General features: G+C 45.7%; 11 protein-coding genes. 2 read left to right on the forward strand and 9 right to left on the reverse strand.

Going from position 1 to position 12,831, the window contains the following annotated elements:
• Nucleotides 1-54 precede the first annotated feature (54 nt).
• The 3 genes from E5S67_RS03555 to E5S67_RS03565 form a co-directional block, all read right to left on the reverse strand.
• Complete coding sequence (locus E5S67_RS03555; RefSeq protein WP_172185546.1) at nucleotides 55-1,914, reverse strand: asparagine synthetase B family protein; 1,860 nt, start codon at nucleotides 1,912-1,914, stop codon at nucleotides 55-57.
• Between the two features lie 33 nt (nucleotides 1,915-1,947).
• Nucleotides 1,948-2,571 carry a DUF3859 domain-containing protein gene (locus tag E5S67_RS03560; RefSeq protein WP_172185548.1) on the reverse strand — a complete coding sequence of 208 codons (624 nt, stop codon included), beginning with the start codon at nucleotides 2,569-2,571 and terminating at the stop codon, nucleotides 1,948-1,950.
• 239 nt (nucleotides 2,572-2,810) lie between these two features.
• Nucleotides 2,811-5,906 (reverse strand): CHAT domain-containing protein, encoded by a 3,096-nt coding sequence (locus tag E5S67_RS03565; protein ID WP_339382936.1) that lies wholly within the window; start codon nucleotides 5,904-5,906, stop codon nucleotides 2,811-2,813.
• Nucleotides 5,907-6,020: 114 nt separating this feature from the next.
• On the opposite strand from E5S67_RS03565, the gene E5S67_RS03570 reads away from it, so the two are divergent.
• Nucleotides 6,021-6,284 carry a hypothetical protein gene (locus E5S67_RS03570; protein WP_172185550.1) on the forward strand — a complete coding sequence of 88 codons (264 nt, stop codon included), beginning with the start codon at nucleotides 6,021-6,023 and terminating at the stop codon, nucleotides 6,282-6,284.
• 150 nt (nucleotides 6,285-6,434) lie between these two features.
• On the opposite strand, the gene tsaB is transcribed toward E5S67_RS03570, so the two are convergent.
• From tsaB to E5S67_RS03585, 3 genes are all read right to left on the reverse strand, one after another.
• Complete coding sequence (gene tsaB / locus E5S67_RS03575) at nucleotides 6,435-7,223, reverse strand: tRNA (adenosine(37)-N6)-threonylcarbamoyltransferase complex dimerization subunit type 1 TsaB (RefSeq protein WP_172185552.1); 789 nt, start codon at nucleotides 7,221-7,223, stop codon at nucleotides 6,435-6,437.
• A 2-nt stretch (nucleotides 7,224-7,225) separates the two neighbouring features.
• Nucleotides 7,226-8,938, reverse strand: a complete 1,713-nt coding sequence (locus E5S67_RS03580) for a serine/threonine-protein kinase (protein WP_172185554.1) — start codon at nucleotides 8,936-8,938, stop codon at nucleotides 7,226-7,228.
• 226 nt (nucleotides 8,939-9,164) lie between these two features.
• The gene (locus E5S67_RS03585) at nucleotides 9,165-9,413 is read right to left on the reverse strand and encodes a Ycf34 family protein (protein ID WP_006632635.1); all 249 of its coding nucleotides are present in this window, start codon (nucleotides 9,411-9,413) and stop codon (nucleotides 9,165-9,167) included.
• A gap of 107 nt (nucleotides 9,414-9,520) precedes the next feature.
• Between E5S67_RS03585 and E5S67_RS03590 the strand changes: the two genes are divergently transcribed.
• Nucleotides 9,521-10,771, forward strand: a complete 1,251-nt coding sequence (locus E5S67_RS03590) for a CCA tRNA nucleotidyltransferase (RefSeq protein ID WP_172185556.1) — start codon at nucleotides 9,521-9,523, stop codon at nucleotides 10,769-10,771.
• Nucleotides 10,772-10,898: 127 nt separating this feature from the next.
• Here E5S67_RS03590 and E5S67_RS03595 read toward each other — a convergent pair whose 3' ends face one another.
• The 3 genes from E5S67_RS03595 to E5S67_RS03605 form a co-directional block, all read right to left on the reverse strand.
• Nucleotides 10,899-11,246 carry a DUF952 domain-containing protein gene (locus E5S67_RS03595; protein WP_172185558.1) on the reverse strand — a complete coding sequence of 116 codons (348 nt, stop codon included), beginning with the start codon at nucleotides 11,244-11,246 and terminating at the stop codon, nucleotides 10,899-10,901.
• 121 nt (nucleotides 11,247-11,367) lie between these two features.
• A complete protein-coding gene (locus tag E5S67_RS03600; RefSeq protein WP_172185560.1) occupies nucleotides 11,368-11,820 on the reverse strand; it encodes a cupin domain-containing protein in 453 nt (150 codons plus the stop codon).
• A gap of 214 nt (nucleotides 11,821-12,034) precedes the next feature.
• Nucleotides 12,035-12,805 carry a cysteine hydrolase family protein gene (locus E5S67_RS03605; protein WP_172185562.1) on the reverse strand — a complete coding sequence of 257 codons (771 nt, stop codon included), beginning with the start codon at nucleotides 12,803-12,805 and terminating at the stop codon, nucleotides 12,035-12,037.
• Nucleotides 12,806-12,831: the final 26 nt, after the last annotated feature.

Genomic DNA, 12,831 nt, shown 5'->3' on the forward strand with positions numbered 1-12,831 from the left:
GAATTCGTTTGTGTAGACGCGGTTTCAACCGCCGAGGAATAAAGGGAGTAGCGTTTATTCTGCCCACCGCTGGCGGTAATTCCAAACCGATCGGGGCAACCAAAATGGATGATTCCAAGATTTGTTTTTCACTTCCTCGCCTAAGATCTGCGATCGCCAAATTTGCCACATAATTAACAGCCAAATAATTTCGCCAATGCGGCGGCCTTGAATTCCCGCTGCGAATTTGCCGGACACAATTTGAGCAGCCAAATCGGGTTGCCAGCGTTTCTCTGATAGCAGCACGGCAGGGTTCAACCAATCGCCAATGTGATGCCAAAATTCATTAAAACACCAGGAAGTTAAGGGAACCCCCATACCCCGCTTTTCCCGCCAAACTATTTCCGCAGGCAGCCAATTTTCCACGCTTCGTTTGAGGATGTATTTCTCGCAAGCACCCCGCAAACACAATTCTCCTGACAGTTTAAACGTCCAGTCTGTTAAGGCAAAATCGCAAAAGGGCGATCGCACTTTCAGACCAAATGCTAGAGCTAAATTAGCAGCACGGGGATGGATGTTCTGGGCGCCTTTGAGCATCAGCCCCGCGCGGCGGAGGCGATGGAGCAAAGACCCGCCTAAAGCAGGATTAAGAGCCTCTAGCAGCCAATCTTGAGGGTGCAAATTCTGAATTTGAGTGTAAATTTGCGGCTGGTAAACTTTAGTTTCGTATCCCCACATCCGGTGAAAAGTTCGCAGGTATTGCAGGGCAAAAGCTTCGTCTCCGGCAGGATTTGCTGCTAGATAAATACCCGCTGCAATCAGGGGTTTATTTGTCCATCCCGCAAATAACTGATCGCCGCCTTCGCCATTGAAAACGAGATCCGTTTCTTGACTCGCAGCTTCATTTAAAAGGTACAGCGGCACTGTAACTCCGTCGCCAAAAGGCAAATCTAAAGCTTTCACAGCAGAATGCAAAACTTGTTTAATCCGGTGCGGCCTGGCATCTACTTTTACTAAGGGAATGTTCAGCGAGTAGGCTACTTGTTCGGCCCAAGGATATTCAGGAATTCCGGCTTCGCCAAAGTCCAGAGTATAAGCGCGCACTTTGACTCCGGCTTTTACTAATAAAGCTGCGACAACTGAGGAATCTAAACCGCCTGATAGAAATACTCCGACAGTTTCACTGCTGTCTATATCGGCAATTTGACGGTGAACGGCATCTTTAAGTAAGTTTTGTAATTGTGCGATCGCTTCTGCTTCGTCTTGTATTTTTTCTGAATTTTCTTGCCATTCCAACAAGCGTTGTGATTTTGGTTCAAAAATGACACCGCTATCTCGATCGCACTCCCACGTCAATTCGGTTCCGGCGGGAACTGCGAACACATTTTTGACCGGAGTTAAAGGAGTTGGGACATAGGAAAAACAGCTATACCCGTACAAACCGGGAATGCTTACATCTGGCTGTTCGCAAATATTTAACAGCAGTTGCAATCTCGATGCAAACCAAATACTCGTCCCGATTCGCGTCCAGTAAAGCGTTACTCGCCCGAAGGGTTCCCGTCCTAAAATCAGGCAATTTTCTCGAACGTTTACCCAGGCATCAGGTAACAGCAAACCGTTAATTGATGGATAAGTACACAGTCCAGATGCTGAGAGGGCGGCGATTTGCAAAGTACGTGAAGCGTAGCTATCCCGAAGGGAATTGCTCTTTTTTGTCGGCAAGTCTGGCGCGCCATCGAGTTCGGTACTAGCAACATTCCAAATTGGATGATTTTCGCTGCCTGCGGTGGAGAAACTGGAAGAATCCTCGACTTTGTGAACTGGAATTTCTCTGGCAGACTGGCTGATAATTTTCGCCAGCAGCGCTTCTGATTTGTGGCGAGAATCGCAGCCCCAGTATCCTAAAAATTGACGCGGTTTGTTGGTGATTCCCATATTAAAATCTATCCATAGGCGAGTTTTTTATAATTATTTAACTTCAAAGGATGTACTGCCGATCGCACGACTTTCAACGAACATTTTAACTTGCCAATTTCCGGTAGCAGCAGCAGTACCAATTTGGTAGCGGCATTGAGTATTCCAGATAGGTTTGTCGATTTCGCGAGTCTGATAGCGGTTTTGTTTGACAACTTGACCGCTGGGGTCAATCCAATCGCAAGATAACGACAGTTTTTTGCCTATCGGTGCATCTTTCAACGTAGTACGATAAAATATTTCAGGATTATTTTGGCGGGAAATAACTGTCAAATTGCCACCATCATCCTGCACCGAAGTTATGCGGTTTTCTTGAATTGAAACGCGATCGATCGCTTGTCGGTTTTGCTGAATGTAGAATCCGGTAATTGCGATCGCCCCCGCCGCAGCCGCAGCCAATCCTCCTGCAATCCACCGATTTCGCCGCTGCTGCTGGGCTAGTGCTTCCCGACGCTGCAACTGGATTAAAGCTTCATTTAGCAACTCTGGAGGCAAATTCAATTCCTGCAAAATTTCTTTGACTTCTTCGGAATCAAGTTCAGATTGCCGGATGTTAGAAAGGCGTTCTACTTCAGCTACTATTTGCTTTAGTTGAGTTTGAGTCAGTCGATTTTCCATATATTAAGAGGCGGTAGGAGTTTTTTATGCGACTTACTGACCCCAGTTAATTAACATTTTAAAACAGGCTGAGCTTCAAGTCAATTCATAAGTTTCATAATTTTGAGTTCATAAAAGTCATACAGCAGATTCCACGTTTATGAAATACACCCGGATCGCTCTTCGATCCCCCTAGGGACACGGCAATGCCGTGTCCCTACAAGGGCTATGTACTTACTTACCAGCAAAAGTGCTGTATATCATTTCCACTCGCCTTGCAACGTAAAAGCAGCCCAATAATAGGGGGATTGCCATTTTTCATGCTGCATCATTTCTATCTGCGCCGCCCTCAAAGCTGCCGCCGGCGCTAACTTTTGTTGCAGCATTTTTTGATAAAACTTTTGCATTAACACAGAAGTTCCTTCATCATCCACATTCCACAAGCTCACCGCCACCCGCTGCGCCCCCGCATACATAAAACCCCTTGTTAATCCGACCATTCCTTCGCCTTTAATATTCTGTCCCATGCCCGATTGACAAGCACTTAAAACCACTAAATTGGCCGCTAATTTCAAGTTAAAAATATCGGTAAGGCGCAAAAAACCATTGACAAGATTGCCTTTGTCATCTATCATCGACATCAGAATTCCTGACAGTTCTGGATTTTGGCTGTTAGCCATGCCGTGGGTGGCGAAGTGCACGATTTGATAATTAGCTAAACTGCCGTCGGTAGCAGTAGTGCGACTGGCGGAAAAATCAATCTTTTCACTGCTAGAAGCTGAGGGGAATAAGCTTAATATTGTTTGGGCTTCTTGGCGAGTAAATGGTAGGCGTTTTGGCGGCCATTCCCTATTAGAAGCACTAAGCGCTCGATTTAAACCGAGGTTATTTGCTTCTAACTTTTCGGTGGTTGCTGGGGTAAGTTGTCCTTTGACTCTTTCATCATCTGGACTGAAAACAGGATCGGCTAAAATTGCTAAAGTTTGGCCCGGCGGTTTTCTGTCTCCGTAATTTTGCCTGAGAATGGCGAGAGTTGAGGCGGAAGGCAGCGTAATAATTTCATGTTGGGTGATTAAGGGAATATTGGCATTTTGTCCGGCGGTTTGGGCAAGATTTAAAGCCGGAAAAGGGGTATAGTGCAGCACGCCGTCGGGAACAATTAATAAGCGTTTGTTTCCTAATTGGGCTGCTGCGGGCTGTAAAATTAATTGACCCAGGTTTGCACTCACGTCGGCAATTTTTTGGGGAATATTTCTGTAAGTTGCGCTAGTTATTGCGTCTCGAAACTTCCGGGCGGCTGTTTCAATGTCAACCTGTTTTGGCAATTCATAGCTAGTTAGTCCGGTTGATGTCACAACCCACAAATAACTGCGGTCTTTCCCGAGGGAATACTGCAATAAAATAGTGTTTTCATCGAGAATCTGTTTCTGAATTTCTGGCAGCGTTAAAGGTTGGGGTTGGGTGAGGGCAGCGTAGCGGGGGCTGGCGCTACGAATCCCGGTTTGAATTTGCTGATATTCTTGCAGGAGTGTGAGGCGCTGTTTCTCTATTTCATCGATTTTAGCTTGCTGGGGATTGGGGTGACTGAGGGCTTCGATGCGCTGCTTTTCAATTGCATCGAGTTGCTGTTTTGCGCGATTTTCTTGTTGCAGTAAATTGGGGTCAATGCCTGCGCGAATGTTGGCGTTACTTTCTTGGAGGAGTTCGAGGAGGCTGCGGGCTCTCGAACGTTCGCTGGCTTCTAAGGCTTTTGTATCGTAACCGGATTTAGGATTAGTTTTATGCAGTTGCATTAACAGGTCGATGTAGAATTCGTAGTAGTTTTGTACTGTGGCAAAGTATGAGGTGCGAAGTTCTGGGCTGGCAATTTTGGTGCGGAGATTTTCGATTATTTTGATTGAGGCTTCAATGTCATTGAGGGCTTCGGTAAGATTGCCACGATCGCGTTTGAGAAAAGCCATGTTGTAAAGGGTGAGAGCTTCTTTTCCAGCGTTGCCGACAGCCCGGCTCAGGGGAAGGGATTGGCTGAAATATTCTAAAGCTTTCTGTTTTTCTCCCAAATCCAAGTACACTAACCCAATATTGTTGAGGGTAATAGCTTCCATTGAGCGATCGCCGACGGCCCGACTCAGGGGAAGGGATTGGCTGAAATATTCTAAAGCTTTCTGTTTTTCTCCCAAATCCGAGTACACTAAGCCAATGTTGTTGAGGGTGATAGCTTCTTGCCATTGATTGCTGACGCCTCTACTCAGGGAAAGAGATTGATTATAATATTCTAAAGCTTTTTGTTTTTCTCCGATATCTTCGTAGATTCTACCAATATTGTTGAGGGTGATAGCTTCCACTGAGCGATCGCCGACGGCCCGACTCAGGGGAAGGGATTGGCTGAAATATTCTAAAGCTTTCTGTTTTTCTCCCAAATCTGAGTAAACCAAGCCAATGTTGTTGAGAGTGACAGCTTCTTGCGATCGATTACCGGCGGCGCGACTTAAGGGAAGGGATTGATTGTAATATTCTAAAGCTTTTTGTTTTTCTCCGATATCTTCATAGATTTTTCCAATATTATTAAGGGTGAGAGCTTCTCTTCCTGGGTTGCCGATCGCCCGACTGAAGGGAAGAGATTGATTGTAATATTCTAAAGCTTTCTGTTTCTCTCTCAAATAGTCGTAGATACTGCCAATATTGTTGAGGGTGATAGACTCCTGCGAGCGATTGCCGATCGCCCGACTGAGGGGAAGAGATTGATTGTAATATTCTAAAGCTTTCTGTTTTTCCCCCAAATTTGAGTAAACTAAGCCTATATTACTGAGGGTAACAGCTTCCTGCGATCGATTACCAGTAGCGCGACTGAGGGGAAGAGATTGATTGTAATATTCTAAAGCTTTCTGTTTCTCCCCCAAATTTGAGTAAACTAAGCCTATATTGCTGAGGGTAACAGCTTCCTGTGATCGATCGCCCACAGCCCGACTTAGGAGAAGCGACTGATTGTAATAGCCTAAAGCTGTTTGTGTTTCTCCCAAATCTGAGTAAACTAAACCGATGTTGCTGATAGTGACAGCTTCTTTAGCACGATCGCCCGCCGATCGATACAGGTTTAATGCTTGTTCATATTTGACGAGCGCACCTTTGAAAGATTCTATCGTCCCTTGGTAGTAAAGTTGTAATCCTTCGTTTAAAGCTTTTATAGCAGCGTCACTACTGGTATTTTGCGCCGTTTGTACGGCTTTGCCAACGGGCACGGCTGCTGCCACTGGCTGACTTAACTGAAGCGAAAGCGCGATCGACATACCAGCCAAAACCCATTGAGTGCGATCGAACATAGCCACCCCTTTTGTATTTTTGTCAATCTTAATCACTAGCTCGCTTAGTGTAAAGGCAGGAAGAAGTCAGGGCGATCGGCATTTTTGCTAGAGTTAACGAGTAGTGCGATTCCCTGCAGGATCGCTACGCCGCGCGTACTTTTTCCCAGCATGAACAACATCCTAACTACCCCCGATCCCGTAACAACCCACTGGGATTGCCCCGAATGCGGCGGCACCGGTACCCTCAGTCCCGAAATTTGCCCTGTTTGTCTCGGAGCAAAATACATCGATCTCGCTACCATAACGAACTGGATGCTCGATTTTATGGAATCTCGCGGCTGCGATCGAGCTGAGATCGATCGATTGCGAACCGAAAACCCAGACCCGCTAACATTAACTTTTTGCCTCGAAGTTTGTATCGCCCTTAAATAAACAACGATATCAAGTCGGCTTAATTGGTTATAAATCATTTACGGGCATCGGGCATCGGGTATGGTCGGAAAAAAAACGCACTCTACAAGTTGATTTAACTGAAAAAAAATAATGCCCAATTCCCTATTCCCAATGCCCTATTCCCAATATTCAGTGTCCCTTAACCGGATGTTGACCGTAAAAAGGCAAAGCATCCGACCAATCAGGACGACTTCCCATTTGCCACTCCAAATAAGCCAATTCCAACACACTAGAAACAGACCAGCCCAACTCGCTGCCAACTTCAATTAACTGATAGGAACTTTCCAAACTTTCCAACTTTTCCTGCCAGGATTCCGCCGTCATTACGGTATCAGGAAACAACTCAGTTAAACCAGAATCTTTGTTAACTGAATAAACAGCGCCAAACAATTGTCCCCGCTGTGCAGGCATTTGCAGCGCCACGCTCAAAACCCCCCCCTTAGCAAGGGGGGATTCTGCACTCAAAAGCCCCCCCTTAGCAAGGGGGGGTTGGGGGGGTTCCGTATTCAAAAGCCCCCCCTTAGCAAGGGGAGGTTCCATATTCAAAAGCCCCCCCTTAGCAAGGGGGGGTTGGGGGGGTGCCGCCCAAGCGACAGCCGCCAAAGTTGAAATCGCAAAAACTGGAATATCCAACTGTTGAGCCAAAGTCCGCGCCGTCACCATACCCATCCGAGTCCCCGTGAAACCTCCGGGCCCCTTCGCCACTGCAATAAAAGCTAAATCCGCCCAAGTTTGCGGCTGAATAAACTCGACTAAATACTGATGCAAATGAGTGGCTAAATCGCGATCCAAGTTCCAAGTTTGGCAGCGAGAATCCCCGGCAAAATTGCTGATGGCTAAACCGAGTTCGCGACTAGCTGTGTGCAGGGCTAATCCGTATTTTTTAACAGATGTTCCGTCTTGTGGATTGCTATTCACGATTAATGATAATTTTCCTTAACAAAAAACAGGGGCAAAGCCACAACTAAGCAACCCAAAAGAATGCCAAATATTCCCGTATTTAAAATCCTGGAATTCCCCATCCCCCCAGTCATCAAAAACAGCACTACTAAACTTGCAAATAAATTTTTATTGGCAAATTCTTTGTGTTGGGAAACTTGATGTTTTACCGCCATAAAACCAGAAGAAACTATTAGCGCAAACCACGAATTAAAAATGACTATTTGAGAGCCAAAAATAAACCAAACTAAGGCAAACATTAGCGCATCTATCCAAAAATCCTGAGTTTTCAACTTCGGCAGCCAAAATTCTTGGGTAGCAACCGGGGCGATTTTCTTGAGTAATTGATTGTGTTGCAGCCGCACGAGTTTGTTTCTCAATTGAATCTTGGGATCGATTTGCAATATTTGCTTCCACTCCGGGCGGCGAGAATTGTTGACTCTTCCCAACAGCTTCACGGCTGCGACTTTATTTAACTGCAAATCTGTGAGTCTAGTGGCAATTATTTGAGATAAGTGCGGATAGTAAACGGGGTTGTCTTCGGTTCTGTTGATGACGATATTGAGCTGTTGCTTGGCTTGAGTGACTTGGATTGTAACATTGTACGGGGCGATCGCCTCTTGCAAAGCTTGCTGAATTTCGGCTTGCTCTTGGCGAGTGAAAAGCGACACACCGGGCGCAGGTGTAACCACCCGTTCTGCGGGCGTTTCCGGCGCGTCTAGCACAGGCTGTGCATCTAAATACACCGGTTTGGGGTTTAAGTGCCGGATGACTGCTGATGCTGAACTGTAGCGCCGATTGGTGGCACTTTGGAGCATGGTGTCGAGGATGCGGCCCAAATCGTCGCTAACAGCAGTCTTCAAATAATTTCGCCAAGCCCAAGAATCCTCTGCACTGTCGAACAAATCGAAGGGAGGAATTTCAGTCAGCAAGTGAATGCAAGTAACGCCCAAACTGTAGATATCGCTGGCAAAAACTGCTTTCCCCATCAATTGTTCTGGGGCTGTATAAGCAGCACTGCCGATAATTGTACCTGTTTGCGGCAAGCCAGTTGCTGTTACTTTCTTAGCTGCACCAAAGTCTACTAAAACAATATCTTTTTGGAAAGGAGAGGGTTGATAGGAAGTTTCTAAGGCGGGTAAAGGAGTTGGAGATAGTCGGCGGCGAATGATATTTTCTGGTTTGATATCGCGGTGAATGACTTTGGATTTGTGGACGAAGTGGAGCACCGGCAATAAATCGTTGAGGATTTGCCGAATTTGAGTTTCGGTGAATGCTCCTTTTTGTTCTAATTCTCTGGCTAGGTTTTTGCCGTCTATAAATTCTTGTACTAAATACTGTCTCCCGTCTTGTTCAAAATGCGCAATTAATTCTGGAATCTGGGGATGTTTGCCCAAGGTTTGTAGCTGGGCTGCTTCTTGGTGAAATAGTTGAGCGGCTTTTTCGGCTGCGGTATTTTGCTGCAAAAATTGCTTGATTACGCACTGCGAAAAAATCAGGGGTTTGGTTTCATCTACTGCTAGAAATGTTCGGCCAAATCCTCCTTGCCCGATCGGCTTTACGGTTCGGTAGCGAGATGCTGAGGGCGTTTCTGAGTCTAGAGTTAACAACAATTTTGAGCCGCAACTTTGGCACAATTCTGCATCCCCTTGGTTTTGCGGATTCTGACAAGTTGGGTTTAAGCAATAGCACATTGGATTTTAGATTTTAGATTTTAGATTTTAGATTTGTAATTGGGAATGGGGAATGGGGAATTGGGAATTGGGCATCGGGAATTTAAAATTGAAAATTGGGAATTGAATATTGGAAAGGGAAAATTAAAAATTGGGTAAAAAGAAGAAACAAGAAAAGGAGAACGTTTTATTTTTTTCTTCTTCCTTCTTCCTTCTTCCTTCTTCCTTCTTCCTTCTTCCTTCTTCCTTAAGTCGGGACGAGTTCGCCTGGCCGCAATTTTGCCCATTTGCCGGTCTCTTGCTTGAAACTCTGACACCCGACTACATCCCATTCCATTTCAATTTCGTCTTGGCGGGGGCGGATGTTGACGTTGATGGTGGGTTCTACGGGGTCGAAATCGGGTGTTTCGGTGAGGTGAAGCTGTTCGTGCTGTTCTTCTACGGCGTGGTAGGTGAAGCAGCGGTCTACATAGTGGCAGTTAATACAAATACACATTCTTGATATCCTCTGTGCATTTCAAAAAGATTGGTGAAATTTGAGCTTTCTGTTAATCTAGCGTAGCAAGAGTTTAATTGTTTGTAAGTTTGTAGATTTTTGTTGCGATGCCGATTAATTTGCCCTGTTCATTATCTCCTGATACTTGGCCGTTTGATTTGAAACTGCTGACACCGCCTGCTTATCTGGTGGGCGGTGCGGTGCGGGATGCGCTGCTGGGGAGGCGATCGCACTATTTTGATTTGGATTTTGTCATGCTAACACGGGCCGTGAAGACTGCTCGAAAAATTGCCGATCGCACGAATGGTGGATTTGTCTTGTTGGATGCGGAACGCCAAATTGCGCGGGTGGTGTTTGCGGGCGGTACGGTGGATTTGGCGCAAGCGGAAGGGGGGAGTCTGGAGGGGGATTTGCTGCGCCGGGATTTTCGGATAAATGCGATCGCCTGCAATCCTTTTACAGGAGAAATCATCGATCCTTTGGACGGTCAAACTGATTTGCGGTTGGGTTTGCTGCGGATGGTTTCGCGGTCAAATTTGGAGGACGATCCGCTGAGGTTATTAAGAGCTTACCGCCAAGCGGCGCAGTTGGGTTTTGCGATCGAAGCTGAAACTCAATCGGCGATTCGGGAATTAGCGCCGCTATTGAGTCGGGTAGCGGTGGAACGGGTGCGGACGGAATTAGGTTATTTGTTGATCAATCCAGAGGGTGTTCCTTGGATTTGTCGCGGTTGCGAAGATGGTTTGTTTTCGATTTGGTTTGAAAGTGCGATCGACCGTTTCGATATTTTGACAAAAATTGATTTGTGTGCTGACAAATTAGCAGCAATTTACCCGGAATTAGGGAAGGAATTCGGGCGTCAGATTCGAGATACGATTAAAACGCCGTTGTTGGCGGTTGCGAAGTTGGCTGTTTTGGCAGATTCCGACCCGACAATTGCTGAAACCGAGTTGCTGCGGTTGAAGTACAGCAATGTGGAGATTAAAAGTGCGATCGGGCTTTTGAAATACTTGCCACAATTGCAAGCAAAACCAATCGCGGAAATGTCTTTGCGAGAACAGTATTTTTTGTTTCGGGATCTGGGAATAATATTTCCAGTTTTAGCGGTTTTGGCGGTGGCTGCGGGAGTTGCAGTTGATGAGATTTCAATCTTAATTAATCGCTATCTCGATAAGGATGATATTATTGCTCATCCCACACAATTAGTTAGCGGCAATGATTTAATGGAATATTTGAATTTGCCCAGAAGCCCGCGCATAGGTCAATTGTTGATGAAGATTCAATTAGCGCGGGTGGAGGGGAGAATTGCGACTCGCGAAGATGCGCTAAAATTGGTGGCAGAGTTAGTTAATCAGTAAGTTTAAATTGATATATTGCACAAAGAAGAACGGGCAAGATGCCCGTTCCACAAAATTCAACTTTCCCGTGGCGCGGGATTCTAGCCCGCCCTCAAAAGTTAATTGACAATGGTCAAAAATCTGAATATCAAACAATATCTCTTAATTCTTCCGGCAATTCAAACTTGCCATCTGCACCCGCTTCAAACTCAAAAACTTTCAACACAGCATCAACGTTCAGCGGTCCGTAAATATGCGGATAAAGATCTCCGGCGGCAGATTCATACTTAATTTCTGCTTGCACTTTTCCAGAGTCAATCCACAGCAAAAGCAATCCTGTTTGTCCGACAAAAAATTTGTTGGCACTTCTAGTAACTTGCGGGAGTGTCGAACAGTGGATGAATCCTTCAGAGTCTAGGGTATCGCCGCGATAGGATTGAAGGTATTTTGCTTCTTGCCACTGTTGGCTTTTAGCAATGTGAAATATAACGCTCATAATTGAATAATTTTAACGTAAAACAGTATTTTGTTAGATCCCCGACTTGCTTAAGCAGTCGGGGGTCTGCTTTTCCAGGCAGAGCCTAGAAGATTAAAACACTAAAGTCCTTACTACAAAACTAGCACGATACGAGTACATCCGATCGCCCGAGAACTCTCATATCTTCCTCATCGAGTTCGACTGGTGTACCGCTGCGAATTAGTTCCACAAAATTTTCATTCGGCACCATGATGCACAAAGTGTACAAACGTCCACTGCCCGTATTCTCAATTAGGTGAGTGCCTGTTGGAGGCACTAACAAACTATATCCCGGTTGAATACTAACTGTTTTGCCGTCGCAGGTTGCTTGCCCTGTTCCTTTGAGTACAAAAAACATTTCTACTGCGAATTGATGGCGGTTGGGAGGAGTTTTACCGCCCGCATCGAAAATCTCCACGCAAACAGTTAATGACACATTAGCTGTTACCGGATCGAAGACGATCGCTAATCGATTAGTATCGCCCGGACTGATGCGAAATGCTTGGTAGTCTTTCGGAGACTTTATAACAGGAATCACGCACTGGTTTGTCATTTTTTTATTGTTAGTTGTCAGTGGTTATGTTTCTGCTGTCATTAGTGAGAATCCAGAGTCATTAGTCCGCCGCTCAACCTCCAAAGTTTATTAATTTCACAGGAGAGTTCGCTGTCAGAGCAGGAAGCGATATATATAGGCTTTGCTGTGCGGGAATCTCGCACTCCTAAAAAACGCTTTTTACACTCCAGAAGGATACTCCCCCTGATGACTGCTATTTAATTGCTTCTAACATAGCCTGAGAATCCGACAAAAAACCAAAACATTGTTTAACGTTATAAAGAGTAGCTTGCCAGCAATACTCGGGAGATGTCGTAGCTGTACAATCTTTGACTAAAATACAGTCGTAACCGAGGAAATTAGCATCTTGCAGGGTAGCCATGACGCACTGATCGGCGTTTACTCCTCCGAAGAAAAGTGTAGTTCTGCCGAGGTTCCGCAAGATACTATCTAAAGGAGTATCCCAAAAGCCACTCATCCGATATTTGTCCACACAAATATCCTCGGGTTTTGGTTCCAATTCATCGACAACCTGCGCCGCCCAACTCCCTGCCATCAGTACAGGTGCGCGGTTTTTTGGCAGCGGATCTCCCAAACCTACGCCGTCGCCTGTGGGATTGTAAACGTGACGGGAAGCTGCACTAATATTGAGCAAATCGGGGCGGTTTCCCCAGTTTATCCAAATAATTGGCATTGCGTGCGATCGCAATTTTGGCAGCAAATTTATTAAAGGATTAATTGGAGTTCGGGCGGGCGTTACATCTACGCCAATATGCGCTAGCCAACCGTCGGGGTGACAAAAATCATTTTGCATATCTATCACCAACATTGCTGCTTTGGCTAAGTCCAAACGCAGGGTTTTAGTTTCTGTTCCCAGGGTAACAAGTTGAGGTGCGATCGGCGATCGGGTGATATCGGCAATTTTGGCATCAACTTTCCAAGCATTCGGTGGCACGCCCAAGGTGCGGAGAGAATCAGGATTCATAGGAATTTTGAGTCAAAAACAATTTC

It is taken from the genome of Microcoleus asticus IPMA8 (assembly GCF_013179805.1).
GTDB classification, from domain to species: domain Bacteria; phylum Cyanobacteriota; class Cyanobacteriia; order Cyanobacteriales; family Microcoleaceae; genus Microcoleus; species Microcoleus asticus.

What these genes read in the sequence shown, in the direction of transcription:
- E5S67_RS03555 (WP_172185546.1), bottom strand. Translation starts at nt 1,914, where the DNA reads ATGGGAATCACCAACAAACCGCGTCAATTTTTAGGATACTGGGGCTGC.
- E5S67_RS03560 (WP_172185548.1), bottom strand. Translation starts at nt 2,571, where the DNA reads ATGGAAAATCGACTGACTCAAACTCAACTAAAGCAAATAGTAGCTGAA.
- E5S67_RS03570 (WP_172185550.1), top strand. Translation starts at nt 6,021, where the DNA reads ATGAACAACATCCTAACTACCCCCGATCCCGTAACAACCCACTGGGAT.
- E5S67_RS03580 (WP_172185554.1), bottom strand. Translation starts at nt 8,938, where the DNA reads ATGTGCTATTGCTTAAACCCAACTTGTCAGAATCCGCAAAACCAAGGG.
- E5S67_RS03585 (WP_006632635.1), bottom strand. Translation starts at nt 9,413, where the DNA reads ATGTGTATTTGTATTAACTGCCACTATGTAGACCGCTGCTTCACCTAC.
- E5S67_RS03590 (WP_172185556.1), top strand. Translation starts at nt 9,521, where the DNA reads ATGCCGATTAATTTGCCCTGTTCATTATCTCCTGATACTTGGCCGTTT.
- E5S67_RS03595 (WP_172185558.1), bottom strand. Translation starts at nt 11,246, where the DNA reads ATGAGCGTTATATTTCACATTGCTAAAAGCCAACAGTGGCAAGAAGCA.
- E5S67_RS03600 (WP_172185560.1), bottom strand. Translation starts at nt 11,820, where the DNA reads ATGACAAACCAGTGCGTGATTCCTGTTATAAAGTCTCCGAAAGACTAC.
- E5S67_RS03605 (WP_172185562.1), bottom strand. Translation starts at nt 12,805, where the DNA reads ATGAATCCTGATTCTCTCCGCACCTTGGGCGTGCCACCGAATGCTTGG.